Below are 26,072 nucleotides of genomic sequence, written 5' to 3'. Positions count from 1 at the left end.
TAGCGAAGGTGTGCCGGGACCGGGGATCGGCGGTGCCCCGGTCCCGGGCACACTGCCTTTAGTGGGCGCCCGCGCCGGTGAGCGAGCGGGCCTCCAGCTCGGCGTACTTGTCGGGGTCGCGCTCCTTGCTGGTGAGCGCGCCCAGTGCGGCGAAGATGAACCCGATCGGGATCGAGATCAGGCCCGGGTTCTCCAGCGGGATCGGCGCGGCCGTGGTGCAGCTGAACAGCGCCGTCGGGTTGGAGACCGCCTTGGAGTCCTGCGCCACGCCACAGGTCTTCGCCTGGGCCGCGTTGAGCGTCGCCGGGGTGCGGGCGTCGCTGACGCCGCCCCAGGCGATCGGGCTGAGCAGCACCACGCCGACCGCCGAGAGCAGGCCGGCGTAGATGCCCCAGGTCGCCCCGCGGGTGTTGAACTTCTTCCAGAAGAGGGAGAAGAGGATCGCCGGCAGGTTCGCCGACGCGGCGATCGCGAACGCCAGCGCCACCAGGAAGGCGACGTTGAGGTTGCGGGCGAAGATGCCCAGGACGATGGCCACGGCGCCGATGACGAAGGCCGCGTACCGCGCGACGACGACCTCCTGCCGCTCCGTCGTCTGCCCGCGCTTGACCACGTTGGCGTAGAGGTCGTGGGCGAGGGAGGACGACGAGGCGAGGGTGAGGCCGGCGACGACCGCCAGGATCGTCGCGAACGCGACGGCCGCGATCACCGCCAGCAGCAGTGATCCGCCGAAGTCACCGCCGAGGTACCGCTTGCCGAGGGCCTCGGCGAGCTGTGGTGCGGCGGTGTTGCCACCCGGGTCCTGGGCGAGAATGGCCTGCCGGCCGACCAGCGCCGCGGCGCCGAAGCCGAGGGCCAGCGTCATCAGGTAGAAGACGCCGATGATGCCGATCGCCCAGACGACGCTCTTGCGGGCGACCTTGGCGTTCGGGACCGTGTAGAACCGGATCAGGATGTGCGGCAGGCCGGCGGTACCGAGGACGAGGGCCAGGCCGAGCGAGATCAGGTCGAGCTTGCTGGCCAGCGTCGCGGCCGCGTTGCCGGCGAACTCCCGGCCGTAGCGCAGGCCGGGCTGCAGGAACGACTCCGGCGGGGTGCGCCCGGACTTCGCGGCGGCCTCGCCGAGCAGGTTCGACAGGTTGAACTTGAACGCCGCGAACACCAGCAGGGTCAGCAGCAGCGCGCCGATCATCAGCATGAACGCCTTGACGATCTGCACGTACGTCGTGCCCTTCATGCCGCCGACCGTCACGTAGACGATCATGAGCACGCCGATCAGGGCGATGGTGATGATCTTCGCCGTCTCGGCGCTCATGCCGAGGAACGTGTCGCCGGCCTTGATCCCGAGCAGCAACGCCACCAGGGCGCCCGCGCCGACCATCTGGGCGAGCAGGTAGAAGATCGAGACCACGACCGTGGAGATGGACCCGGCGGTACGGACGGGCGCCTGCCGCATGCGGAAGGCGAGCACGTCGGCCATGGTGTACCGGCCGGAGTTACGCATCAGTTCGGCCACCAGCAGCAGTGCCACCAGCCAGGCGACCAGGAAGCCGATGGAGTACAGGAAGCCGTCGTAACCGTTCAGCGCGATGATGCCGGCGATGCCCAGGAAGCTCGCCGCCGACATGTAGTCGCCGCCGATGGCCATGCCGTTCTGGAAGCCGGTGAACGAGCGGCCGCCGGCGTAGAAGTCCGCCGCGCTGCGGGTCTGCCGGCTGGCCCAGATGGTGATGGCCAGGGTTACCGCCACCAGCACCACGAACAGCGTGAGCGTGAGCGTGCGCGTCGTGGTCGCGGAGACGGCGAGGTACGTCTCGTTCACTCCGGGCTCCCCTCGATCTTGGCGCGCAGGTCGTCGGCGAGCGGGTCGATCCTGCGATCGGCGTACCGCGCGTAGAGCCAGGCGATGACGAACGTCGACACGAACTGGAGCAGCCCGAAGATCAGCGCGACGTTGATGTGGCCGACGACCTTGGTGCTCATGAAGTCGCGGGCGTAGGCGGACAGGAGGACGTACAGCGCGTACCAGACGAGGAACGCGGCGGATACCGGGAAGACGAAGCGGCGCAGGGTGCGCCGCAGGGTGTCGAACTCCGGGGTGCGGGCGACCTCGACGTATCGGTTCTCGTCGGTGCCCGCGGGCACCGGTGTCTCGGTGCTCATGGGGGATCACCACCTGCCGTTGGGGGTGTGGGTACGGGCACCGTAGGAACCCGGCAGGCATCGGTGAAGATCTCCGCGTGGGACCGTGCCCAGCGGTGCGCCCAGCGGCAGGATCGGTGCGCCGGGTGACACCCGTCACACCGTTTACCGGCGGTACCGGCCCCGCTCGTGCAGCAGGGCGGAGCCCGCCGACCCGGTCAGCTCGACGTGCTCGATCGTCGCCTCGACCAGCAGCGACCAGCCATATGGCCGTGACCCGTCCAGCCGGCAGCCGGCCCAGGTCTGCCCCGGCTTGACCGGGCCCCAGTCGGTCGGCTCCCAGTCACCCGTCGCGAACAGGCCGCCGGGCGCCGGCATGAGGCCGGCGAAGCGGTCGGCCAGCTGCCGGTCGTCCTCGCCCAGCAGGGTCACGGCGAACCGCCCGCTCGCCTCCAGCGCCTCCCAGAGGTCGCTCTCCTCGTCGACGAGGCCGAGCACCCGGCCCGGGTCGCCGTCGGCGACGAGCATCGAGGAGACGGTCAGGCCGCTCCGCGGGTTCGCCGTCCACAGGGTGACGGCGGCGGGCAGGCGGCCCCGCAGCCGGCGGACCGGCGAGCGCAGCTCCTCGGGCGTGGCGAACGGGTCCGACGCGTGGATGCTCACCCCACCATTACGCCCTCTTCGGGGTCACCGCGGCCAGCACTTCGGGCGCGCGTCGCTCCAGCAGGGCACCCGCGACCCGGGTGCCGGTCCAGCCGAGCGCGACGCCCCAGACGACCCCGACCGGCAGGAGCAGCCAGGTCAGGCGGTCGGGCAGGAACGTGAACGCCACCAGCAGGGGCGCGGTGAGCAGCCACGTGACGAACATGGTCACGAACGACAGCAGGCTCTTCACGCTCCCGCGGCCGGAGTTCATGGCGAACGGGTTGTTGGAGTCCGGCATCGGGTACGGCGCGAGGACCGACGTGATCCCCGCCGCGCCGACCGAGATGCCGAACGCGCACAGGCCGACGCCGAGCGCCGCGGGGAGCTGCGCCGCGTTGCCGCTCACGATCGAGACGGCGACCGTGCCGACGGCGAGCAGGGGGAACGTCAGGAGGCCCACGCCCAATGCGCGGGCGGTCAGCTCGACCTGGCCGGGCACGTTGGTGAGCATGTGCAGGGCGTAGGCGGTGCCGTCGTTGCCGAACTGGTTGACCAGCACCAGGCCGATGAAGGCGCCGGCGAACAGCAGCGAGTAGACGAAGGCGCCGCCGCCGAAGCTCTGGCTGCCCGGCCCGCCCGCGCCGAAGGTGAACGCGAACGGGATCACGACCGAGGCGGCCAGCAGCGAGATCAGGCTGGCCCGGCGGCGGGGGTCACGCAGCCAGTACCGCACCTCGCGCGCCAGCAGGCCGGCGAACCGGCCGGTGGGCACGAACCGCAGCAGCCGCGGGACGAAGGCGCGGACGGGTGGGTCGGTGACCACGCCCTTGCGCGCGCCCGGGCCGTCGGAGACGCCGAGCATCGCCGACTCGATCGTGTGCAGCCACCACCACAGCAGCACGACCACGCCGGCCACGCCGATCAGCAGCCGGGCGGCGACCTGCGCCCAGTGGCCGTCGATCGCGTCGATGTAGGCGACGTACGGCGCGGCGAGCGGGGTCCAGGACAGCACCTCGCCGATCGCCGCGGACTGCTTCGACTCGCCGTTCTGCACGACGGCGAAGACCAGCTGGAAGATCGGGTTGCAGGAGATGCCGAGCAGGGCGATGAGCAGCGCCGCCAGGTCGCGGACCCGGCGCGAGCGCAGCATGCGGGCGAACGCGCTGGTCACCGCGCGGCTCGCGGCGACGCACAGGGCGATGCCGATGAACGCGCCGGCGACCGCCACGAGGACGGCGGCCGGGCCGCCGTCGAACGCGGCGCCGATCGTCGAGCCGAGGGTCGCCAGCAGCGTGACCATCGGCGGGATGCCGACGAACGCCGCGGCCAGCATGCCGAGCACCAGGGTGCGGCGCGGCACCGGGAGCAGCGCGAACCGGGCCGGGTCGAGCGTCTCGTCGACGCCGAAGAACAGCAGCGGGACGAAGACCCAGGCGAGCACGACCGCGGTGCCGGCGAACGCGGCGAGCGGCGCGCGCAGCTCGGCGTCCACCAGGCTGCTGCCGGCGAAGGCCCCGAACCCGACCACCGCCGCCCACAGGCCCATGATCAGGCCGAAGATGAACAGGATCAGCCGTCCGTACCGGCTGAAGATGCGCGCCTTCTGATCGTCGCCGTGCCGGCGGCCGGGGCGCAGGCTGTTGCGCATGATGCGCAGCTTGAGCCGCACGAAGTAGCTGACCCTGGGGCCGCCGACCGCCACGGACGGCTCCGGCTCGGGCCGCTGCGGGGGGATGTGCCCGTCATTCACAGCCACGACAGTTCCGCACCGGTCGCGACGCGACCGCCCACTACCTCGACGAACACGTCCTCGAGCTCGCGGCCGCCGCGCACCTCGTCGATCGTGCCGATCCGCTTGATCTGGCCGTCGGCGAGGATCGCGATGTGCGTGCAGAGTCGCTCGACGACCTCCATCACGTGGCTGGAGAAGATCACCGTGCCGCCGTTGCGGACATATCGGATGAGGATGTCGCGGATCAGCGCGCCCGAGACCGGGTCCACGGCCTCGAACGGCTCGTCGAGGACGAGCAGCCGCGGGGCGTGCAGCATCGCGCAGGCGAGGCCGATCTTCTTCTTCATGCCGGCCGAGTAGTCGACGACGAGCGTGCGGCCGGCGTCGGCCAGGCCCAGCACGTCGAGCAGCTCGGCCGCCCGGGTGTCGATCACGTCCTGGGGCAGCCCGCGGAGCAGGCCCGTGTAGGCGAGCAGCTCGCTGCCGGACAGCCGGTCGAACATCCGGGCCGAGTCGGGCAGCGCGCCCAGGCGCCGCTTGGCCTCGACCGGGTCGGACCAGACGTCGTGCCCCAGCACGTACGCATGCCCGGCGTCGGGCCGCAGCAGGCCGACCGCCATGGACAGCGACGTGGTCTTGCCCGCACCGTTCGGCCCGAGCAGGCCGAAGAACGACCCGGTCGGCACGTCGAGGTCGACCCCGGCGACCGCGACCTTGTCCTCGAAACGCTTCGTCAGCCCCCGCAACGCGAGAGCGGCACCATCACCAGGCACGCTCACGTCTCGACCGTAGGTCAACCTCGCCACCCCCGCTACATGCGCAATGCGTCCGGCGCATGCAGGCGAAGCATGATCGCTCCGACGCCGGACGGCAAGCGGTGCCGCGTGAGGAGCGAGACGAAGATCATCACTAGGAAGGCCAGGGGCACCGACCAGGCCGCGGGCTGGGTGGTGAGCACTCCGGCCCAGCCGTCGAGCGGGCCGCCGAGGACCGTCAGCAGTACCGCCGAGGCCGCGGTACCGCCGCCGACCACGATCCCGGCCGCGGCGCCGATCGCGGTCAGCCCGCGCCACCAGATACCGAGCACCAGCAGTGGGCAGAAGCTCGACGCGGCGACGGCGAACGCCAGACCGACGACCTGCGACACGTCGAGGCTCGCCACGAACAGCGCCAGCAGCAGCGGCACCACCCCGGCGACCAGGGCCGAGCGGCGGAAGTCGCGGACCGAGCCGTGACCGAGCACGTCGGTGGAGAGCACGCCGGCGACGCTGGTGAGCAGGCCGGAGGAGGCGGACAGGAAGGCGGCGAAGGCGCCGGCCGCGACCAGCGCGCTGAGGAGCTGGCCGGTGACGCCGCCGCCGAGGGCCGCGGCCGGGAGCAGCAGCACGACCGCGTCGGTGTTGCCGGTCATCAGCAGCTGCGGTGTGTACACGCGACCGAGCACACCGTAGAGGGTCGGGGTCAGGTAGAAGACGCCGACGAGGCCCAGCACGACGAGCGTGGTCCGGCGGGCGGCCGCGCCGTCGGGGTTGGTGTAGAAGCGGACCAGTACGTGCGGCAGGCCCATGGTGCCGAGGAACGTGGCCAGGATCAGCGAGTACGTCGCGAACAGGCCCTGCGTGTGCTCGCCGGGCAGCAGCCAGTCCATCGGGTTCTCGTCGGAGACGGCCGCCACCCGCGGCACCGCCGAGTCCGCGGGGAAGGTCACCGTCGCGTTCTCGGTGACGACGTGCTCGCCGACCGCGAGCGTGACGGGCCCGTCCACCGTCGCGCCGTCCAGGCGGCCGCGCACGATGACCGTGGTCGGCTCGTGCACGGTCATCCGGGTGGTGTGGTCGATGACGACGTTCGTCGATTCGGGGAAGCGCGGGCCGTCGGGGGCGGTGAGCGCCGGGCGGCCGTCGGACTGCCACTGCATGAGCAGGAACACGAACGGCACGGCGAGCGCGGTGAGCTTCAGCCAGTACTGGAACGCCTGCACGAAGGTGATCGAGCGCATGCCGCCGAGCGCCACGTTGAGCGTGACGACCACGCCGACGAGCAGCGCGCCGAGCGCGTAGGGGGCGCCGGTGACCGTCTGCAGGGTCAGGCCGGCGCCCTGGAGCTGCGGCACGAGGTACAGCCAGCCGATGAACATGACGAACGCCGTGGCCAGCTTGCGCAGCCGCTTCGAGCGGAGCCGCACCTCGCAGAAGTCGGGGAGCGTGAAGGCGCCCGATCTCCGCAGCGGCGCGGCGACGAAGAGCAGCAGGGCGAGATAGCCGGCGGCGAATCCCACCGGGTACCACAGGACATCGACGCCGTGCTTCAGCACCAGGCCGGCGACACCGAGGAAGCTGGCGGCGGAGAGGTACTCGCCGCTGATCGCCGCCGCGTTCCAGGTCGGGCTGACCATCCGCGACGCGACCAGGAAGTCCGAGGTCGTGCGGGCGAAGCGCAGCCCGTAGACGCCGATGGCGACGGTCACGAGGGTGACGAGGATGACGGCGACCAGCGCGTACGAGCTCATTGCGGGTGCTGCCCACCACGGTCCTCGACCAGCGCGACGAACTCCTGCTCGTTGCGCTCGGCGAGGTGGACGTAGGCCGCGCCGACGAGGTAGAGGAACGGGTAGGCGAGGGCGCCGAGCAGCAGCCACGGCAGCGGGACGCCGAAGAGCTCGGCCCGGGCGACGGCCGGCGCGGCCGCGAAGAGCAGCGGCAGCCCGCCGAGCCCGACGGCGACGACGGCGGCCAGCCGCATCGCCACCGCGAACTGGGCCCGCACCAGGCCGCGCGCGAGCGCCTCTCCGACGGGGCTCTGCTCCTCGAGCTCGGCGCGGGTCCGCGCCGGCTTGATGCGCGTGCGGGCCACGTCGCCGAGCACCACTCGGACGCGCGGTGCGGGTGGCTCCATGGACGGCAGTCTCGCAACGCCGCCGAAACAAACGCAAGGGGCCGACGTCCCCCGTCTGAACGTCGGCCCTAGCGCCGCCAGGCTCCACCGCTACCGGGCGCGATGGCCGCGCCCGAGAGTCGCCTGAAGGAAAACCGCGACTCAGTAGCGTCGATAGCAGGGGTAGTCGCCGTAGTCGACCGGTCTCGGTGCCACGTCGCGCGCGTGCTCGCGGGCGAGGTTCCAGCCGCGCCAGTCGTCGCGGTCGTAGTAGAGGTCCCTCGATATCTCCGACAGCGCGCACTCGCGGGCGCCCGGCGGGAGCTTCTGCAGCTCGGGCACGGCGTCGGCGGAGAGCGTGGAGAGGTACCAGACATCGGCGTTGTTCGCCGTCACCCGCTCGACGTTGCCGGCCGCGATGAACCGGTCCGGGTTCAGTCCGGCCAGCCCGAGCAGCGTGACCACCCACAGCGCGACCGCCACCCGGGGCAGCCAGCGCGCCCGCCTGGCCAGGCCGCCGATCATCACGAGCACGAACAACGCGCCGAGCCACAGCTCGAAGGCGGTGACGAACACCCGCAGGCGCGTGTAGCCGTAGGCCTCCTCGTAGACGTCCATCCGCTTCACCGCGGAGCCCACGATCACGAGCGTGCAGGCGGCGAGCAGCCCGAGCACAACCCTGAGCAGGACCCGGTCCGCGACGGTCACGCGCGGCGCCTTCCGGACGGTGACCGCCATGACCACGAGCGTGAGCAGCGTGACCACGAGCAGCTGCCAGAAGCCCTTGCGGGCGTACTCGGCGAAGGTCAGCCCGACGGTCTCCATGACGTACTCGCGGTCGCCGTAGAGCACGGTGAGCTGGACGGCGACGAAGGCGACGAACATCAGCAGCAGCGCACCGACCGGCACCAGCCACTCGACCCGCCGCACGGTCCGCGGCGCGCCCGGCTCCTGGTCACCGACCGACGAGGGGCTGTCGACGAGGTACGCGGCGCCGAACAGCAGCCAGGCCGACACCGTGCCGACGAAGATCCACCGCGCGACGGTCGCCGCCGAGAGCTCCGGCAGGACCTGGTCCACGATCCGCTCGAACGCCACGTCCGCGCTGGCGAACAGGGCGCCGAACACGACCAGCAGCAGCACGCCGAGCCCGGCCGAGGCGGCGAGGCGCAGGACGCTGTTGTTGCCCCGGCCCTTGAGCCGGCTCAGCCCGGCGCTGACCCACGGCAGCGAGCGGAAGCCGGCGAGCGGGACGTTGAGGACGGCCATGAGCAGGGCCGGTACCCGCCGGCCGCGCCCGACCGCGAGGGCCACGCAGCCGAACGCCGCCATGAGGCACAGGAAGAACAGCCAGCCGGCGGCCCGGAAGGCACCGACCGACAGCAGCGCAAGCGCCGCGACGCACCAGGCCGTCGCCTCGACGCGGCCGATGCCGCCCGTCCAGAGGACGACCCCGAGCGAGACGAGCATGACCAGCCCGGCGATCGGCCAGCCGAGCCCGGGCCGGTCGAGCGGCACGGAGGCGGCGGCGACGATCGCGGTGACCAGCCCGCCGACGAGCGCGGCGGTCGTGGCGGCCGGCACGCGCTCGGGCCAGAGCCGCTGGAACAGCGTGGGGGATGGCGGCCCGAGCGGGTGGAGCCGCATCAGGGCCGGGTTGAGCACGGGCGGCGGAGGTCCGGGCAGCCGTCCGGGCGGCGGCGGCGAAGGAGGTCCGGGCCGGATTCCGGGCGCCGGCGGCCTTGGCGGCGCCTTGGTCGCGACCGCCGCTCCGTTCGGGGCCGAGTCCGCGGCGGCCGCCGTGGACGGGTTGGCCGCGACCGCCGTGAGGGCTGCGGGCGCGGATGGGCCGGCAGCGGGTGGAGCGGCCGCGGCGGCCGGCGGGGCCGAGGTGATGGGTGGCGCAGCCTGTGCGGGCACGAGTTGGGTGGCTGGCGGCGCGGGCTGTGCGGGTGCGGGGTTGGGGGCGGCGCCGGGGGGTCCCGTATCCCTCGGGGTCCCGGCGCCGCCTGTCTCGGTGGGGTCCGCTCGGCTCGGCGGTGTGGGCGGCGCTTCGGCCGGTGGGTCCACTTTGTCCGAATGGTGGGCGGGGTCGGCCGGGGGTTCCGGCTGGGGCGTCGGGTCGACTGCGGGCATGGCGAAGCCTCCTGAAGGCGTGCGGGCGCGCGGGCGGCCGACGATGGCCTCCGCGGTACCGAAATCCGGGAAGGTCAGGCGGGTAACGTCACGCGGATGCGGGCGCCGGGGTTGCCGTCCGGCTGCTCGATCACCGCGATCGTGCCGTCGTGCAGCTGGGTCAGCCACTGGGCGATGGCCAGGCCCAGGCCCGTGCCGCCGCCGGAGGGGCGGGCGCCGCGGGTGAAGCGTTCGAAGACGCGCTCGCGCTCGTGGTGCGGGATGCCGGGGCCCTCGTCGGCGACCTCGATCATCACGTGCTGTGCGTCGCGGCGGCCGATGATGGTCACGGTGCCGCCCTCGGGGCTGTGCCGGGTGGCGTTGTCGACCAGGTTGGTCAGGACGTGGTGCAGTCGGGCCCGGTCGGCACTGACCAGGGCGTCCTCGGGGAACGAGCAGGTGAGGTAGTCGACCTTGCTGCCGGTGGCCGTGGCCTTGACCTCGGCCTCGGCGACGACCTCGTGGAGGAGGTCGTCCACGCGGAAGGTCTCGCGGTCCAGGGGTACCACCCCGGCGTCGAGCCGCGAGATGTCCAGGAGTTCGGTGACGAGCCGGCCCAGGCGCTCGGTCTGGGCGAGCGCCGTGCGGAGCGTGGCGGGGTCCGGCTCGGCGACGCCGTCCACGATGTTCTCGAGCATCGCCTGGACCGCCGAGATCGGCGTCCGCAGCTCGTGCGAGACGTTCGCGATCAGTTCGCGGCGCTGCTGGTCGGCGGCGGCGAGTTCGCCCGCCATCTGGTTGAACGCGGCGGCGAGCTGGCCGACCTCGTCGCGGGACGTGGAGCGGACCCGCACCTTGTAGTCGCCGCGGGCCATCGCCCGGGCGGCCGCGGTCATCTCGCGCAGCGGCGAGGTCACGCCGTGGGCCAGGATCTGCGAGGTCAGCAGGCCGACCGTGAGGGCCATCGCGCTCGTCGTCGGCGGCATCCAGCCGATGCCGATCCGGAAGACGAGGAGGCCGGCGAGCGCGGACGCGAACAGCAGGATCGCCAGCTTGAGCTTGATCGAGCGGACCGGGTCGAGGGGCCTCGGCAACAGGTCCATGATCTTCTTCATGCGGCCTCCAGGGCATAACCGACGCCGTGGACGGTGCGGATCAGGTCGGCGCCCAGCTTGCGGCGCAGGGCCTTGATGTGGCTGTCGACCGTGCGGGTGCCCGACGCGTCGGCCCAGCCCCAGACCTCGGCCAGCAGGCGTTCGCGGGGCAGTACCGTGCGCGGCTTCGTCGCCAGGTTGACCAGCAGGTCGAACTCGGTCGGGGTCAGGTGGGCCTCGACCCCGCCGCGGGTCACCCGCCGCTGGGCCCGGTTGATCTCCAGGTCACCGAGGACGATCGGGGCCTCGTCGGGGTCCGGCTCGACGTGCGCGAGGCGCTCCAGCCGGCGCAGCAGCACGTGGACCCGCGCGGCGAGCTCGCGCATCGAGAACGGCTTGGTCAGGTAGTCGTCGGCGCCGACGGCCAGCCCGACCAGCATGTCGTTCTCGTCGTCGCGGGCGGTCAGCATGAGCACCGCGACCGGGCGCTCGGCCTGGATGCGCCGGCAGACCTCGAGGCCGTCGAAGCCGGGCAGCATCACGTCGAGGACGACGAGGTCGGGGCGCAGGAGCTTGGCCGCCGCGACCGCGGCCGGGCCGTCGTGTGCCTGGTCGACCGCGAACCCCTCGGCTCGCAGCCGCACCGCGATCGACTCGGCGATCATCCGCTCGTCCTCCACGACGAGCACCCGGCGCCGCTCCCCTGCTCCGCTCATGTCTCGCAGCGTATTCGTGCGACGTGCAGGCCCTCAGTCGGGAATGTGGAGGGATTGTGGAGACATTTGGGCCGGCTAGGAGCCGAAGGCCGCGGCCCAGAAGAAGGACCGGCTAGGAGCCGAAGGCCGCGGCCCAGAAGAAAGATTCGTCAGGTCCACGACTTGGCGGCGCGCACCAGCCGGTCCTTGAGCTCGCGCGTGTGGCGGCGCGAGACGGGCAACTCGTGGTCGTCGATCAGCACAACGTACCCGCTGTTCGTCATGCGCAGCTCGGTGATGAGCTTGAGCTGCACGAGGTACGAGCGATGAACCCGGACAAAACCGGCATCGGCCCAGCGCTCGGCCAGGGTGGCCAGGGAGACCCGGACCAGGTGGGAGGCGTCGGCGGTGTGCAGGCGGGCGTAGTCGCCCTGCGCCTCGACCCAGCGCACCGACGAGCGCGGCAGCATCCGGGTCGTGCCCGCGAGCTCCACCGGGATCGTCGGGTCGTCCTGCCGGTCGCGGCGCGCGGCGACCGACGGGTGGGCGGGCACGAGCCGGGTGGCGAGCACCCGCCGCAGCGACTCGGCGATGCGGTCGGCGCGGACGGGCTTGCGCACGTAGTCGGCGACGCCGAGGTCGAACGCCTCGGCCGCCCGGTCGTCGTAGGCGGTGACGAACACGACGGCCGGCGGCTTGGCGAACCGGCCGAGCACCCGGGCCAGCTCCATGCCGTCGAGGCCGGGCATGCGGATGTCGAGGAACACGGCGTCGACGTCGACGTCGCGCAGCACCCGCAGCGCCTCGGTCGCGTCGCCGGCGGTGTGCAGGCGGCCGACGCGGGGGTCGGCGCGCAGCAGGTACGCCAGCTCGTCCAGCGCGGGCACCTCGTCGTCGACGGCGAGCACGCGCAGGTAGCCGGTCGCCGGCTCCACGATCACGCCTTTCATGCGCCGCTCCTGACTCCTGGGTGGAACTTCGGGACCCGCATGCTGACCTTGGTGCCGGCGTCGAGCGCCGTTTCTACCACGACACCGAAACCGTCGCCGAAGACTGAACGTAGCCGATCGTCGACGTTGCGCAAGCCGACGTGTTGTCCGGCGTCGGTGCTGTCGTCGGGCCGCAGCAGCGCCGCCGGGTCCATGCCCACGCCGTCGTCCTCGACGGTGATGTGGCACTCGGCCCCCGCGTCGCGCGCCACGATGCTGATCGTGCCCATCCCCGGCTTGCGCGACAACCCGTGCCGCACGGCGTTCTCGACCAGCGGCTGGAGGCACAGGAACGGCAGGGTCACCGGCAGGACCTCCGGCGCGATCTGGAGCCGCACCTGGAGCCGTTCGCCGAACCGGGCGCGCTCGATGGTGAGGTACCGGTCGATGGAGCGCAGTTCCTCCGCCAGCGTCGTGAACTCGCCGTGGGCACGGAAGGAGTACCGCGTGAACTCGGCGAACTCCAGGATCAGCTCCCGGGCCAGCTCGGGGTCGGTGCGCACGAAGCTGGCGATCGCCGTGAGCGCGTTGTAGATGAAGTGCGGGCTGATCTGGGCCCGCAGCGCGCGCACCTCGGCCCGGGCGAGCCGGGCCCGCGAGGTGTCGAGCTCGGCCAGGGCGAGCTGGGTGCCGACCCACCGGGCGGTCTCGGCCGTGGCCTGCACCAGCCCCGGGGCCGGTGGCCCGTCCGACAGCGCGACGAGGGCGCCCTCCCGCTGGGCCAGTGGCACGACCACCGCCCCGCGCACCGGGCAGTCGACCAGGTCGCAGGGCAGTTCGTCGCTGCCGAGCACGGTCGAGCGGCCGGCGGTGACGGCCTTGGTGGCGGCGGTCGCGATCTGCTCGCGATGGTGGTCGCCGGTGCCGTCGAACGCCAGCACCCGCTGCGGGTCGGTGACCGCGATCCCGGCGGCGCCGGTCAGCGTGCGCAGGTGGCGGATGGCCTTCCCGGCGGCCGCCTCGGTGAGCCCGGCCTGCAGCGGCTCGGCGGCGAGGGCGGCGATGTGGAGGACGTCGTACGTCGCCCGCTGCGCGGCGGTCGCGATGGCCCGCCGCCCACGCAGCCGGATCGCGGCGTACACGGCCCCGCCGAGCGCGGCCGCCAGCACGACGACCACGATCGCAGCGACGAGGTTCCCTCCCACGCGCATCATCGTGACGGCGCGCCCGGGGTTTGACCAGGTGCTAGTAGGCGCCCTTGCGGAAGACCACCACACCGACCGTGCGCCACATGGTGTGGAGGTCCAGGACCAGGGACCAGTTGTCGACGTAATACAGATCCAGGCGGACCGCGTCGTCCCAGCTCAGGTCGCTGCGGCCGCTCACCTGCCACAGACCCGTGATGCCCGGGCGGACCAGGAGGCGGCGGCGGACGTCGCCCAGGAAGTCGCCGTCCTCGGCCGGCAGCGGGCGGGGGCCGACCAGGGACATCTCGCCCATGAGGACGTTGAGGATCTGCGGGAGCTCGTCGATCGACGTGGCGCGGAGCCACTTGCCGACCTTGAACACGCGCGGGTCGTTCTTCATCTTGAAGAGCAGCCCGTCGCTCTCGTTCTGTCCGTCGAGCATCGCCTGACGCTCCTCGGCGTCGACGTACATCGTCCGGAGCTTCCAGACGCGGAACGTCTTGCCCTCGCGGCCCACGCGCGGCTGGCGGAAGAAGATCGGGCCCGGGTCGGAGAGCTTGATCGCCAGGGCGATGATCGGGAAGAACGGCAGGACGATCAGCAGGCCGATCAGGGCGAGCACCCGGTCCAGGACGTTCTTGAACAGCCAGCCGAGGCCCGAGAGCTTGGGCTCCTCGACGTACAGCAGCGGAATGCCCTCGATCGGGCGGATGTGCACCCGCGGGCCCGCGATGTCGGTCAGCTGCGGTGCGACGGCCAGCTCGATGCCCGTGCCCTCGAGCTGCCAGGCCAGGCGGCGCAGCTCCACCGGCTCGGCGCTCGCGGAGCCGCAGACGGCGATCGTGTCGGCGTTGATCTCGCGGACGAGGGAGAGGATGTCGCGGCCGGCGTGGACCGGGACCGGGGTGTTGGTGTTCGGGTGCGGCGCGTAGCCCTCGGTGAGGTGGATCGCGACCGGCACCAGGCCCGCGGCGGGGTCCCGTGCGATCGCCTGGTGGACCTCCATCGCCTCCTGGAGCGTGCCGATGAGCAGCACGCGGTGGGTCGCCAGGTGGAACTTGGTGCGGGAGAGGTACAGGGCGCGGCGCGCCAGGTAGCGCAGGAAGAGCACATACAGCAGGGCGCCGACGAGCGCGGTGCCGACCGTGGTGCGGGAGACGTCGGTCTTGAAGGCGAACGCGGCGAAGGCCACGATCGCCACGACCGTCCACGAGGCGCGGACCACGCGCTTGAACTCGTCGGTGCCGGTGCCCAGGTAGCGGCGGTCGTAGGCGCCGTGGCCCCACAGCACCACGATCCAGATCAGCGGCAGCAGCACGTAGGCCGTCAGGCTGAACAGGCCAGGATTGTGCTGGAAGCCGGCGTTGGTCTTGTTGGGGTCGATGTTCGACAGCGCCGTGAGGCTGGCGAGCGCCACGCCGGCGGCGTCGAGCAGCAGCAGGAGCCCGGCATAGGGGCGGTGCCAGCGGGCCGCGCGCTTGGTGCGCTGCCAGCCCGAGCGGGGCACGCCGTTGGGGCCCAGCGGGGTCAGAGCGTGATCGGGGAGGATCTCGAAACTGTCGAGTTCACCCAAGGTCGATCTCCGGCTCGGCGGGGTGGCCGGACGTTGGAGACTAGCGGTCACCTCAGTGCGTCCTCTCGCCCCACGGCACAGGGCCGCAGAGCTCAGCTGCTCGACCGGTTGGGTTGCCCGACTTCATGGCTGGATCACGGACACCGGAAAGCACGTGAAGAGTGTCCCATGGCGGCCGAGGCAACCGGCGATGACCGGCCGACACTAGTTGCTCAACGTGTTGGCTGTCGAGTGCTCTGCCGTAGGCCGGACAGAACTCCGGGTGACGATCACCCCGAGTAGCACGCCCCCCACCGCACAGCACAGCAGCGGCAGGACGCTGCCGGCGGCCGGGTGCCAGGTGCCGCCCAGGGGGTCGAGGCCATGGCTGATGCCGTGTTGGAACCGCGTCATAACCCGGGCCAAGGCATAGAGATCCATCGGTACGGTCAGGGCCACGCCCACGAGCACCGCGCGACCGAGCCAGTTCCGGTCCGTCAGCCACGCTGTGTAACGGTCGGCGAACGCCGCCAGCAGGACCACGCCGACGCCGAGGGGCATGATGTACCGGCCGTGGGCGAAATGCCCGACCTTCGGGGCGAAGTACAGCTCCATGGCCACCAGCAGCACCACGCATGCGGCCGCGGTCGCCAGGATGCCGAGGCGGAGCCGGCGGTCGCCGAACCACAGGGCGGGGAGCACCAGCGCGGCGACCAGGAGGTACCACAGCCCGATCATGCCGATCGAAACCGTGGTCTCGCCGTAGTTGAACTGGCCGACGATCTGGCGCACCCAGAACTCGGCCCGGTTGTCGGCGATGTCGCGCAGGATCGCGCCCGACGTGGTCGGCGGGATGGTGCGGGTCGTCTCCAGGTCGCTGGAGCGCGACGCGACGGTCGCCCAGAACACCGCAAAAGCCGCACCCAGGGCCGCCGGCACGAGGAACGCGCGGCGCAACAGCGCGCGCGGTGAGGTACGGCTGACGAAGAGTGACACCGCCACCACCGCCACCGTGAAGGCCGGACCGAGGTCCCGGACCGTCAGCAGGAGGCCCGCGGCGACGCCGGCCGGCCCGTAGGCCCGGGTCAGCAGGCCCACGAACAGCAGCACGCCGGCGGCGATCTCCAGGCCGTTGGGGTTGATCGACCCGGCCAGGTTCAGCGCCATGGGCGTGGCGGCCAGCGTGATCGCGGCCACGAGCAGGCGGTTGCCGGCCCCGACGGCCAGCCCGACGGCGCCGGCCAGCAGCAGCGCGGTGAGCGCGGCCGAGAGCAGCCGGGACAGGATCAGGCCGGTGCCGTCGGGGCTGATCCGCAGCGGGAGGCCGACCAGGGCGTAGTAGACCGGGCTGTACCGCGCGGCCGCGGTCGGCACCAGCGTCTCGCTCCGGTCGGACGTGGTCTGCAGGCAGGACGCCGGGCGGTAGGTCGGCTTGTCGAGCCAGGTGCAGTCCGCATTCTCCGGCAGCAGGCTGCGCGGGCCGGTGAACGCGTTGGTCTCGATGCCGCTGGCGTCGACCGCGCGGCCGTCCGGCAGCCACTGGCCGGTCCAGACGGCGTAGGCGCGGACCAGGTGCTGCTTCTCGTCGTACGTGCCGTTGACCGGGAGGGCGAGCGCCCAGGCGGACCCCAGCAGGAAGAAGGCGGCGAATGCCACCCAGAAAGCACGGCGCACGGGCGTCAGCGTACGAGCTTCGACAACCGGCGGTCCGCCAAGGGTTTGCCGTTGGTCTGACACGTGGGGCAGTACTGCAGCGAGGTGTCGGCGAACGAGACCTCACGCACGGTGTCGCCGCAGACCGGGCAGGGCAGCCCGGTGCGGGCATGGACGGCCAGGCCGGAGCGCTTCTCGGACTTCAGCGTCGCGGCCTTCTGCCCGACCGAGCGGGTCACCGCGCCGGTGAGCACGGTGCGCACGGCGGCGTGCAGCCGGGCCATCGCCTCGTCGGTGATCTTGCTGGTCAGCGCGAAGGGTGACATTTTCGCCGCGTGGAGGATCTCGTCCGAGTACGCGTTGCCGACGCCGGCCAGGATGGTCTGATCGGTGAGCACGCCCTTGACCTGGCCCTTGCGGGAGCGGATGGCGGCGGCGAACTCGTCGGCGGAGACCGCGAGCGCGTCCGGGCCGAGCCGCGACACGCCGGGCACCAGCCGCGGGTCGGTGACGAAGTAGGCCGCGAGGCTCTTCTTCGTGCCGGCCTCGGTGAGGTCGAAGCCGGACTCGTCGTCGAGGCGCACGCGCAGCGCGATCGGGCCGGAGCCCGGCTTGAGCGGCGTTTTGGCGTTGAACGTGTCGCGGTAGTGCAGCCAGCCGGCGCGGGCCAGGTGCACGACGAGGTGGAGGTCGTCGCCCACGTGGACGTCGAGGAACTTGCCGTGCCGGGAGGCGCCGGTGATCGGCTGCCCGGAGGCGGCGGCGACGGGCGGGTCGAACGTCTTCAGCGCGGAGATCGCGGAGACCTCGATCCGCTCGATGGTGTGGCCGACGGCGCGCTCACGCAGGAACGCGGCGAGCGCCTCGACCTCGGGAAGCTCGGGCACCCGTACAGTCTGCCGCAAAACGCGGGCCGTAGGCTTTTTCCGTCATGAAGGTCGTCGTCGCGCACAACCGCTATGCGTCCGGCCAGCCGTCGGGCGAAAATGTCATCGTCGACGCGGAGATCGCGCAGCTCACCGGGGCCGGGGTCACCGTGCTGCCGTTCCTGCGCAGCTCCGACGAGATCGGCACGTTCTCCACCGCGCAGAAGGTGCTGTTGCCACTGTCCCCGGTGCGCAACGGCACGTCGCAGCGCGCGCTGGCCGATCTCCTCAAGTCGGAAAAACCGGATATCGTCCACCTCCACAATCCGTATCCGCTGATCTCGCCGTGGATCATCAAGACGGCGCACGCGCACAACGTGCCCGTGGTCCACACCGTGCACAACTACCGGCAGGTCTGCGCGCCCGGCCTGTACTTCCGCGACGGGCACATCTGCACCGAGTGCCGCGGGAAGGCGTTCCCCCTGCCGGCGGTCAAGCACGCCTGCTACCGCGACTCCAAGGCGCAGTCGGCGGTGATGGCGGCCACCCTGGCGTACCACCGCGGCACCTGGAAGCACGTCGACCACTTCATCGCGCTGACCGACCGGATCGCCGAGCACCTCATGGACTTCGGCATCCCGCAGGCGCGCATCACGGTGAAGCCGAACGGCATCCCGGACGCCGGTTCTCTGCAGGACACCGGCGAAGGCTTCCTCTACGCGGCCCGGCTCAGCCCGGAAAAGGGGCTCGCGCTGGTGCTCGACGCGTGGGAGCGGCACCCGGACGGCGCGCTCGGGCCGCTGCGGATCATCGGCGACGGGCCCCTGCGCCAACTGGCGATCGACGCGGCGGCGCGCCGCGGCGACGTCACCTACCTCGGCGCGGTGGACAATTCGGTGGTACGGGCGGAAATCGGTCGGGCGGCGTGCGTCATCGCCGCGTCCACCTGGCACGACGTGCTCCCGACGATCATCCTCGAGGCGCTCTCCGGCGGCCGGCCGGTGCTCGTGACGGACCGGGGCGGGATGCCGTACCTCGCCGGTGACGCCGGCTGGGTCGTCCAGCCCGACGCGGCGGCCCTGGCCGACGGCCTGCGGACGGCGTATGCCGGTGCCGCCGAGCTGGCGCCCGTCGCCCGGCGCCGCTACCTGGAGCACTTCTCGCCCGACGTGCTGACCCAGCGACTGCTGGCGATCTACAAGTCGGTGGCCTCCTCGCCGTGACGACGCGGGCCCGGTGGACGGTCGTCGCGGTGGTCGCCGTCGGGCTGGCCGCCGGGGCGGTCGAGCTCGCCGTCGACGGCCCGGGCGACGCACTGCTGGCCGCCGTCGCCGGGCTGCTCGCGGCGGCCACCGGGGCCCTCGGCGCGTCGCTGGTGCCGCGGGTCGACTGGCGCGGCCTCGTGGTGGGCGGGGTCTTCTTCGCCCAGGGCGTGCTGAGCTGGACGTACACGAACACCGGCATCGTCGTGTGGACGCTGCTGCTGCTGTCGGGCCTGCTGTTCCTGTTCTGGGCGCGGTTCTCGGTCCCGGTCCGTCTCGGCACGGCCTGGATCGGGGTCTCGTACTGGCTGATCGGCACCCTGGGCGCGCTGCTGGTCCTCAAGGTCGACATCGCGGCGCAGCGGCTGCTCTACGCCGGGTACTTCGGCCTCGTCGTCCTGGTCGCGCTCGCCTTCCGCGGCCCGCGGTTCAGCCTCGGCATCGCGGTGTCGCTCCTGCTGGGCATCGCGGTGCTGCTGCTGGCCGGGTCGGGCAACCTGTTCACGGCGCCGCACGTCGTGCCGGACACACCGTGGGGCGAGGGCTTCGAGTACCGCTTCTGGGGCATGCGCTGGCTGCTGCTGCACCCCAACGCGATGGCCCTGGCCGCGATGCTGGCCGCGATCCGGATCGGCGCCGACCGCTCGCTCACGCGGTGGCAGCGCGTCGGCACGGTGGCGGTAGCGGCGCTGATCCTGTGCGTGAGCGACTCGCGGACCGGCTTCCTGCTGCTGGCGGTGGCCACGGTCACATATGCGCTGATTTCCTGGCGTGATTCTCTTGTACCCTTTGTCGCGCTCGTCATGGTCTTGCTGGTCAACGGTCCGGGGTTTTTGCTGAAGGAGCGCTACGGCAGCGACGCGGGCGTGAGCAGCGGCCGCGTCGAGACCTGGCGCAAGGTCGCCGCGGACTGGCGGGCCGACTCGATCGCCGAGCAGTTGCTGGGCAACACCCGCGACGCCCGGGCGACGGTCTACCGGGCGTCGAGCGGCGCGGACATCAAGCTCACCGTCGACAACGCCCCCATCGCCGCGTTCCGCAAGGCCGGCGTGGTGGGAGCACTGGCCTTCGCGGCCGGGGTGCTGCTGCTCCTGTGGAACGCTTGGCGCCGGCGCGCCAACGCCCCGCCGTGGCTGCTGGTCCTGCTCCCGGCGGCCCTGCTGAGCGCCGTGACCAACGAGTGGCTCCTCGGCGGCACCGGCGGCATCCTGTGGGTGCTCCTCCTGGCCGCCGAGGCCGACCTCGTCACGCGCTCTGCGCCGCGCCTGGCGTCGTCAGGCGTTCTGCGCCGCGTCCAGGCGGGTTGACGACGCCGGGGCCGGCTCCGGTGGCGGGCTGACCCATTTGAGCGCGTACACGTAGAGCACCATCATGCAGATCAGGCCGGCCGTCGAGCCGGTCAGCAGGCCCCACGCGGCGCCCTGGAGGCCGTAGTTGGCGCCCACCGAGAGGCCGGTCAGCGACACCGTCGCGAAGACCACGTACTGCACGAAGAGCATCCGGGCCCGGTGCATGCCCCGCATCGCCGCGGTGAACGGCACCTGGAGCAGGTAGATCGCGCCCTGGAGGGCGATCGGCAGGGCCAGCGGGGCCGCTTCGGCGAACTTGCCCGTCTCGGTCAGGATCCACGACACCAGCGGCCACACGGCGGCGACCATGACCGCGCCGAGGATGGCGAAGGCGATCGCCAGCTGGCGGGTCTGGCGGCGCAGGGTGGCCGCGGCGGCCTGGCCCTCGGCGCCCGGCTTCGCGGCGTCGGCCGCGCTGCGGGAGGCGCGGGGCACCAGCAGGCCCTGGATCGCCGCCACCAGGTTCTGCACCGGCTGGAGCTGGACCGTCTGGACGAACCGCAGGTTGCCCAGGTCGATCTTCGACAGCTTGCCCGCCACGAGGAAGCTGATCGACAGCACCTGGACCTGGGCCACGATCGCGGTCGCGGTGAACCAGCCCGACAGGTGGCGGGTCTCGGCCAGCCAGGCCTTCGGGTTGCCGGCCCACGGCAGGTACCCCTCGCGGAGCAGGTACACCGTCGCGCCGGCCGTGGCGCCGATGCCCCACGCGGCGAGCAGGCCGCCGGGGCTGGAGTTGCCGGTGAGCACCATCGCGACGATCGCGACCGCCTGGGTGCCGAACCACACCAGGTCGATGCCGAGCGCCTTCTCCGGGCGCCGGTCCGCGAGGTAGTCGCAGCGCGCGGTGTCGTGCAGCATGATCGGCAGCATGAACGGCGCCAGCCAGATGAGCTCGTGCAGGTCGATCTTGCCGCTGTGCGGCCACAGCAGCCAGATCACGACGAAGATCAGCGTGGTCACGAGGCCGGAGCACAGCGCCGTGGTGAGCCCGTTGCGGATGAGCCGCGCCCGGTGGTCGCCGTCGTAGCGGGACGCGAGCGCGAGGAGCACGTCGCCGACGATCGCGCGGTTGAGGTACATGGAGAAGTACCCGACGCTGAGCGCGAGCGCGAGCGCGCCGAACTGACCTTTGGACAGCAGGATGCCGCCGAGCAGCGTGTTGGCCGCGTTGGCGGTGGCGATGACCACCTGGTCCAGTAGGCCGGCGCCTACGAAGCGGGAGGCGACACGCAACGCCTGCAGGCGCCGGGACGGCTGTTCGGTCACGAGCCGTGAGGGTTGCGAGCGAGCTTCACGACACGCACCATACGTGACCTGCGGGTGACGAGACTATCCGCAGGCGCCCCAATCACCAGCTGACGTCAAGGGGTTTCCCCTCCGCATAACCCGCCGCGCTCTGCACTCCCACGGTCGCACGCTCGGCGAACTCGTCGAGATCGGCCGCGCCGGCGTAGGTGCAGGCGCTGCGGACGCCCGCCACGATCTCGTCGAGAATGTCCTCCACGCCGGGGCGGCGCGGGTCGAGGTACATCCGGGAGGTCGAGATGCCCTCCTCGAAGAGCGCCTTGCGGGCGCGCTCGTAGACGGTGTCGTCGGCGGTGCGGCGGCTCACGGCCCGAGCCGAGGCCATGCCGAAGTTCTCCTTGTAGAGGCGCCCGTCGGCGTCGCGGCGCGGGTCGCCGGGCGACTCGTGGGTGCCGGCCAGCCAGGAGCCGATCATCACGTTGGACGCGCCGGCGGCGAGCGCCAGGGCCACGTCGCGCGGGTGCCGGACGCCGCCGTCGGCCCATACGTGCCGGCCCATGCGCCTGGCCTCGGCGGCGCACTCGAGCACGGCGGAGAACTGGGGCCGGCCGACGCCGGTCATCATCCGGGTCGTGCACATGGCGCCCGGCCCGACACCGACCTTGACGATGTCGGCGCCGGCCTCCAGCAGGTCGGCGGTGCCCTCGCGGGTCACGACGTTGCCGGCGACGACGGGCACGCCCGGGTCGAGCGCGCGCACCGCCCGCAGCGTGGCCAGCATCCGCTCCTGGTGACCGTGCGCCGTGTCGACCACGAGCACGTCGACGCCGGCGGCCAGCAGCTTGTCGGCCCGCCCGGCGGCGTCGCCGGTGATGCCGATGGCGGCGCCGACCCGCAGCCGGCCGTCGCGGTCGACGGCGGGCTGGTACAGGGTGGCCCGGAGGGCGGCATTGCGGGTGAGGATGCCGACGAGCTGGCCGGCCGGGTCGATGACCGGGGCGAGCTTGTGGTGGCCGGCGGCGAGCCGGTTGAACGCGTCCTCGGGGCTCAGATCGTCGGTCAGCGTGAGCAGGTTGCGCGACATCACGCTGCGCAGCTGGGTGAAGCGGTCGACGTCGGCACAGTCGCCCTCGGTGACGACGCCGACCGGGCGGCCGTCCTCGACGACGATCACCGCGCCGTGCGCCCGCTTCGGCAGCAGGTCGAGCGCCAGCGAGACGGTCTCGGTCGGGCCGAGCGTGATCGGGGTGTCGTGCACCAGGTGCCGGCGCTTCACCCAGGAAACCGCCTCGGCGACCACGTCGATCGGGATGTCCTGCGGGATGATGGCCAGACTGCCGCGGCGAGCCACGGTCTCCGCCATCCGCCGGCCGGCGACGGCGGTCATGTTCGACACGACGATGGGAATCGTGGTGCCGCTGCCGTCGTGGGTGTTCAGGTCGACCGCCATCCGTGACTCCACGGCCGAGCGGCTCGGCACCATGAAGACATCGTCATAGGTCAGATCGTGGCCAGGCGTCTGGTCGTTCAGAAACCGCACGTTTTCGAACTGTATCTCGACCGCACCCGTAGGTGAGCAAGTCTTGAGAGTTCGGCTCCGGGGCGGGACCATATCCGTACCGTGCCTTGCGAGGAGTGATGCGCCATGCAAGTACACGAAGCCATGTCCACGGCCGTCGTCCAGGTCGGCCCGGACCATACCCTGCGCCAGGCCGCTCAGCTGATGGCCGGCCGGAAGGTCGGATCGGCGATCGTCGTCGACCCCGACGGAGCCGGCGTGGGCATCATCACCGAGCGCGACATCCTCAATGCGATCGGCACCGACCTCGACCCCGACGTCGAGCGCACGGCCGAGCACATCACCTGGGAGGTCGTCTACGCGAGCCCGAACTGGACCATCGAGGAGGCGGCGAGCGCCATGGTGCGCGGCGGCTTCCGGCACCTGGTCGTGCTCGACGGCGACGACGTGCTCGGGGTGATCTCCGTCCGCGACATCATCCGGGTCTGGGTGCAGACGACGATCCTCGCCTAGGCGAGGGTGGCGCACTTCATAACCGTGCGTGTCGACGCTTCGGATAGCCGGGGCGTCGGCGGTGCGGCGGGAAAGTCCGGTGCAGAACGGGTTCACCACCGGAAGAACACTCCGCCATCCACCCGGTGGAGTGCCCGGAAGTCGGCTGAGCGGTCACAGGCCGTTCTCGTAGGCTGCCATCATGCAGCTCATCTCTTTTGCCCGTGGCGCGCCCAGTCTCGACATCATCGACGTCGAAGGGCTCAAGGCCGCCGCTGCCCGCGCCTTCGAGGCCGACCCGGCTGGCATCACCGCCTACGGCACGTCCGTCGGCTACCTTCCCCTGCGCTCGTGGATCGCCGCCAAGCACGGCGTCGAGGCCGACCAGGTCATCGTCACCAACGGCTCGATGCAGGCCGACGCGCTGCTGTTCGAGCACCTGGTCAAGCCGGGTGACGTCGTCGTGGTGGAGAAGCCGACCTACGACCGCACGCTGCTCAACCTGCGCAACCGCGGCGCAGAGGTCCACCAGGTGACGATCGAGGAGGACGGGCTCGACATCGAGGAGCTCCGCCGGCTCCTGGAGAGCGGCGTGCGCCCCACGCTCGCCCACGTGATCCCGAACTTCCAGAACCCGGCCGGCGTCACCCTGTCGGCGGAGAAGCGGCAGGCGCTGCTCGCGCTGGCCGGGCAGTACGGGTTCACGATCTTCGAGGACGACCCGTACGCGGACATCCGCTTCCGGGGCGAGAAGCTGCCGTCGATGCTGTCCCAGGACACCACCGGCGTCGTGGTGCACGCCAGCTCCTTCACCAAGACGATCGCCCCCGGGCTGCGGGTCGGCTACCTGGTCGGGCCGCAGGCGACGATCTCCGCGATCGCCAAGAAGGCCACCAACCTGTACATCTCGCCGAGCATGGTCGCCGAGGCCATCACCCACCAGTTCTGCGTCAGCGGCGACATCGGCCGCTCGATCGCGAAGGTGTCGGCGACGCTCGGCGAGCGGGCCCACCTGCTGGCCGAGGGCCTGCGCAAGCACGTCCCCGACGCGACGTTCGTGGAGCCCGACGGCGGCTACTTCCTGTGGGTCGAACTGCCCGAGGACGTGGACACGACCGAGCTGGAGACGGTGGCGGCCCGCGACTTCGGGGTGGCCGTGGTCAAGGGCAGCGACTTCCTGATCGAGGGCGGCCGGCACTCGGTTCGCCTGGCCTATTCGGCGGTGCTGACGGACCAGGTCGACGAGGGTGTGCAGCGCTTGGCGGCGGCGATCGAGGCCGTTCGCAAAAGCTGACACCAAAACGTGATGGTGGGGGTGGTTCCCCAGCCGGTACCGGATGGATCAAAATCCAGCCCGGCGCGCTTTGCGAATCGCGCTGCAGGCATCACCCCCCGCCCCCCAACGGCACCGGGTGGGCCGACCGCGCCCCCACCCCCCACCTGCGGTCGGTCCACCCGGTGCCAACTTCTTTCCGGGCGGGCCGGCCCTCCCATGCGATGACTCCGGGAGGTCGAGATGGCCGACGACCAGCAGCAGAACACCAGCCCCCTTTCGCGCGCGCTGTCGCGACCGGTGCGGGCGATGTCCCGGATGCTGAGTACCCCGGCGGCCCCGGCCGCCCCCGCCGTCCAGCCCGCCATGGGCAGCGCCATCGTCGACTGCGCCGTCTACGTCGACGGCGTGCGCCAGCCCGGCGAGTGGCACTACGCGGAGGCCCTGCGCATCGCGCGCCGGCACCGCAACGGGTTCGTGTGGATCGGGCTCAAGGAACCGCGGGCCGAGGAGATGGCGCACATCGCCGAGACCTTCCAGCTGCACGAGCTGGCCGTCGAGGACGCGGTGACCTCCAAGCAGCGGCCGAAGGTCGAGCGCTACGGAGAGATGATCTTCGTAACGATGCGGACCGCTCGCTACGTCGAGCACGACGAGCTCACCGACACCAGCGAGGTCGTCGAGACGGGCGACCTGCTGATGTTCATCGGCGAGCACTTCATCATCACCGTGCGGCACGGCGACGCGGTGCGGCTGGCACCGGTGCGCTCCGGGCTGGAGCGGCGCCGGGAGGTGCTGGAGCGGGGCCCGTGGGCCGTCGCCTACGCCGTCGCCGACAGCGTGGTGGACACCCTGGCCGAGGTGGCGACCGGCATCGAGGAGGACGTCGCCGCCGTCGAGGACCAGGTGTTCAGCCCGGACCGGTCCAAGGGCAGCAACCGGATCCAGCGCGTGTACCAGCTCAAGCGCGAGCTGATGGAGTTCAAGCGGGCCGTGCTCCCGCTGCAGCGGCCCCTCGCCGGGCTGGCCAACGGGCAGCTCGCGGACGTTCCGGACGAGATCCGGCGGTACTTCCGCGACGTCAACGACCACCTCGCGAGCGCGGTCGAGCAGGTCGTGTACCTCGACGACGTGATCAACTCGGTGCTGCAGGCCCGGCTGGCGCAGGTGAGCGTCGACCAGAACAACGACATGCGCAAGATCGCCGCGTGGGCCGGCATCGCCGCGGTCCCGACCGCCGTCGCCGGTATCTATGGGATGAACTTCGACTTCATGCCGGAGACGAAGTGGGTCTTCGGCTATCCGGTGCTGATGCTGTTCATCTTCCTGGGCTGTGCCTCGCTGTACCGGATGTTCCGCCGCGCCGGCTGGCTGTAGTTCCGGTCCTTGCGTAGTTCCGGTCCTTGCGTAGTTCCGGTCCTTGCGTAGTTCCGGTCCTTGCGTAG

General features: G+C 71.7%; 22 protein-coding genes. 5 read left to right on the top strand and 17 right to left on the bottom strand.

Going from position 1 to position 26,072, the window contains the following annotated elements; genetic code table 11:
• Positions 1-58: 58 nt before the first annotated feature.
• The 15 genes from ABZS66_RS18340 to ABZS66_RS18270 form a co-directional block, all read right to left on the bottom strand.
• On the bottom strand, positions 59-1,822 hold the full coding sequence (locus ABZS66_RS18340) for a cation acetate symporter (RefSeq protein WP_354759016.1): 1,764 nt from the start codon (positions 1,820-1,822) through the stop codon (positions 59-61).
• Complete coding sequence (locus ABZS66_RS18335; protein WP_354759014.1) at positions 1,819-2,163, bottom strand: DUF485 domain-containing protein; 345 nt, start codon at positions 2,161-2,163, stop codon at positions 1,819-1,821. Before ABZS66_RS18335 ends, ABZS66_RS18340 begins: the two co-directional genes overlap by 4 nt.
• A 144-nt stretch (positions 2,164-2,307) precedes the next feature.
• Positions 2,308-2,805, bottom strand: coding sequence for a flavin reductase family protein (locus ABZS66_RS18330; RefSeq protein ID WP_354759012.1), 498 nt, complete (start codon positions 2,803-2,805; stop codon positions 2,308-2,310).
• 7 nt (positions 2,806-2,812) lie between these two features.
• Positions 2,813-4,543 (bottom strand): ABC transporter permease, encoded by a 1,731-nt coding sequence (locus ABZS66_RS18325; protein WP_354759010.1) that lies wholly within the window; start codon positions 4,541-4,543, stop codon positions 2,813-2,815.
• Entirely contained in the window at positions 4,534-5,292 is a 759-nt protein-coding gene (locus ABZS66_RS18320) for an ABC transporter ATP-binding protein (RefSeq protein WP_354759103.1), read from the bottom strand. Before ABZS66_RS18320 ends, ABZS66_RS18325 begins: the two co-directional genes overlap by 10 nt.
• A 38-nt stretch (positions 5,293-5,330) precedes the next feature.
• Positions 5,331-7,028, bottom strand: coding sequence for a cation acetate symporter (locus tag ABZS66_RS18315; protein WP_354759008.1), 1,698 nt, complete (start codon positions 7,026-7,028; stop codon positions 5,331-5,333).
• Complete coding sequence (locus tag ABZS66_RS18310) at positions 7,025-7,414, bottom strand: hypothetical protein (protein WP_354759007.1); 390 nt, start codon at positions 7,412-7,414, stop codon at positions 7,025-7,027. The genes ABZS66_RS18315 and ABZS66_RS18310 overlap by 4 nt, the downstream gene beginning before the upstream one ends.
• A 141-nt stretch (positions 7,415-7,555) precedes the next feature.
• Complete coding sequence (locus tag ABZS66_RS18305; RefSeq protein WP_354759005.1) at positions 7,556-9,040, bottom strand: DUF4153 domain-containing protein; 1,485 nt, start codon at positions 9,038-9,040, stop codon at positions 7,556-7,558.
• 563 nt (positions 9,041-9,603) lie between these two features.
• Positions 9,604-10,623, bottom strand: coding sequence for a HAMP domain-containing sensor histidine kinase (locus ABZS66_RS18300; protein WP_354759003.1), 1,020 nt, complete (start codon positions 10,621-10,623; stop codon positions 9,604-9,606).
• Positions 10,620-11,318, bottom strand: a complete 699-nt coding sequence (locus tag ABZS66_RS18295; protein WP_238009236.1) for a response regulator transcription factor — start codon at positions 11,316-11,318, stop codon at positions 10,620-10,622. Before ABZS66_RS18295 ends, ABZS66_RS18300 begins: the two co-directional genes overlap by 4 nt.
• Positions 11,319-11,467: 149 nt before the next feature.
• A complete protein-coding gene (locus tag ABZS66_RS18290) occupies positions 11,468-12,247 on the bottom strand; it encodes a LytTR family DNA-binding domain-containing protein (RefSeq protein WP_238009235.1) in 780 nt (259 codons plus the stop codon).
• Positions 12,244-13,431, bottom strand: coding sequence for a histidine kinase (locus ABZS66_RS18285; protein WP_354759000.1), 1,188 nt, complete (start codon positions 13,429-13,431; stop codon positions 12,244-12,246). The genes ABZS66_RS18290 and ABZS66_RS18285 overlap by 4 nt, the downstream gene beginning before the upstream one ends.
• A gap of 40 nt (positions 13,432-13,471) precedes the next feature.
• Positions 13,472-14,986, bottom strand: a complete 1,515-nt coding sequence (locus tag ABZS66_RS18280) for a sugar transferase (RefSeq protein WP_354758998.1) — start codon at positions 14,984-14,986, stop codon at positions 13,472-13,474.
• Between the two features lie 204 nt (positions 14,987-15,190).
• Positions 15,191-16,639, bottom strand: a complete 1,449-nt coding sequence (locus ABZS66_RS18275) for a DUF2142 domain-containing protein (RefSeq protein WP_354758996.1) — start codon at positions 16,637-16,639, stop codon at positions 15,191-15,193.
• 5 nt (positions 16,640-16,644) lie between these two features.
• Complete coding sequence (locus tag ABZS66_RS18270; RefSeq protein WP_354758994.1) at positions 16,645-17,505, bottom strand: DNA-formamidopyrimidine glycosylase family protein; 861 nt, start codon at positions 17,503-17,505, stop codon at positions 16,645-16,647.
• A 44-nt stretch (positions 17,506-17,549) separates the two neighbouring features.
• Here ABZS66_RS18270 and ABZS66_RS18265 point away from each other — a divergent pair, with 44 nt between their 5' ends.
• Both ABZS66_RS18265 and ABZS66_RS18260 read left to right on the top strand, forming a co-directional pair.
• Positions 17,550-18,707 (top strand): glycosyltransferase family 4 protein, encoded by a 1,158-nt coding sequence (locus tag ABZS66_RS18265; RefSeq protein ID WP_354758992.1) that lies wholly within the window; start codon positions 17,550-17,552, stop codon positions 18,705-18,707.
• Entirely contained in the window at positions 18,704-20,053 is a 1,350-nt protein-coding gene (locus ABZS66_RS18260) for a hypothetical protein (RefSeq protein ID WP_354758990.1), read from the top strand. Before ABZS66_RS18265 ends, ABZS66_RS18260 begins: the two co-directional genes overlap by 4 nt.
• On the opposite strand, the gene ABZS66_RS18255 is transcribed toward ABZS66_RS18260, so the two are convergent.
• Both ABZS66_RS18255 and ABZS66_RS18250 read right to left on the bottom strand, forming a co-directional pair.
• The gene (locus ABZS66_RS18255) at positions 20,021-21,364 is read right to left on the bottom strand and encodes a hypothetical protein (protein ID WP_354758988.1); all 1,344 of its coding nucleotides are present in this window, start codon (positions 21,362-21,364) and stop codon (positions 20,021-20,023) included. The genes ABZS66_RS18260 and ABZS66_RS18255 overlap by 33 nt on opposite strands.
• Positions 21,365-21,446: 82 nt before the next feature.
• Positions 21,447-22,883, bottom strand: a complete 1,437-nt coding sequence (locus ABZS66_RS18250; RefSeq protein ID WP_354758986.1) for a GuaB1 family IMP dehydrogenase-related protein — start codon at positions 22,881-22,883, stop codon at positions 21,447-21,449.
• A 105-nt stretch (positions 22,884-22,988) separates the two neighbouring features.
• On the opposite strand from ABZS66_RS18250, the gene ABZS66_RS18245 reads away from it, so the two are divergent.
• From ABZS66_RS18245 to ABZS66_RS18235, 3 genes are all read left to right on the top strand, one after another.
• The gene (locus ABZS66_RS18245; protein ID WP_354758984.1) at positions 22,989-23,375 is read left to right on the top strand and encodes a CBS domain-containing protein; all 387 of its coding nucleotides are present in this window, start codon (positions 22,989-22,991) and stop codon (positions 23,373-23,375) included.
• 181 nt (positions 23,376-23,556) lie between these two features.
• Positions 23,557-24,648, top strand: coding sequence for a PLP-dependent aminotransferase family protein (locus tag ABZS66_RS18240; RefSeq protein ID WP_354758982.1), 1,092 nt, complete (start codon positions 23,557-23,559; stop codon positions 24,646-24,648).
• 222 nt (positions 24,649-24,870) lie between these two features.
• Positions 24,871-26,004, top strand: a complete 1,134-nt coding sequence (locus ABZS66_RS18235; RefSeq protein ID WP_354758980.1) for a magnesium and cobalt transport protein CorA — start codon at positions 24,871-24,873, stop codon at positions 26,002-26,004.
• Positions 26,005-26,072 lie beyond the last annotated feature (68 nt).

The organism is Dactylosporangium sp. NPDC005572 (assembly GCF_040605515.1).
Lineage (GTDB): Bacteria > Actinomycetota > Actinomycetes > Mycobacteriales > Micromonosporaceae > Dactylosporangium.
This window is presented reverse-complemented; position numbering and strand designations above follow the sequence as displayed.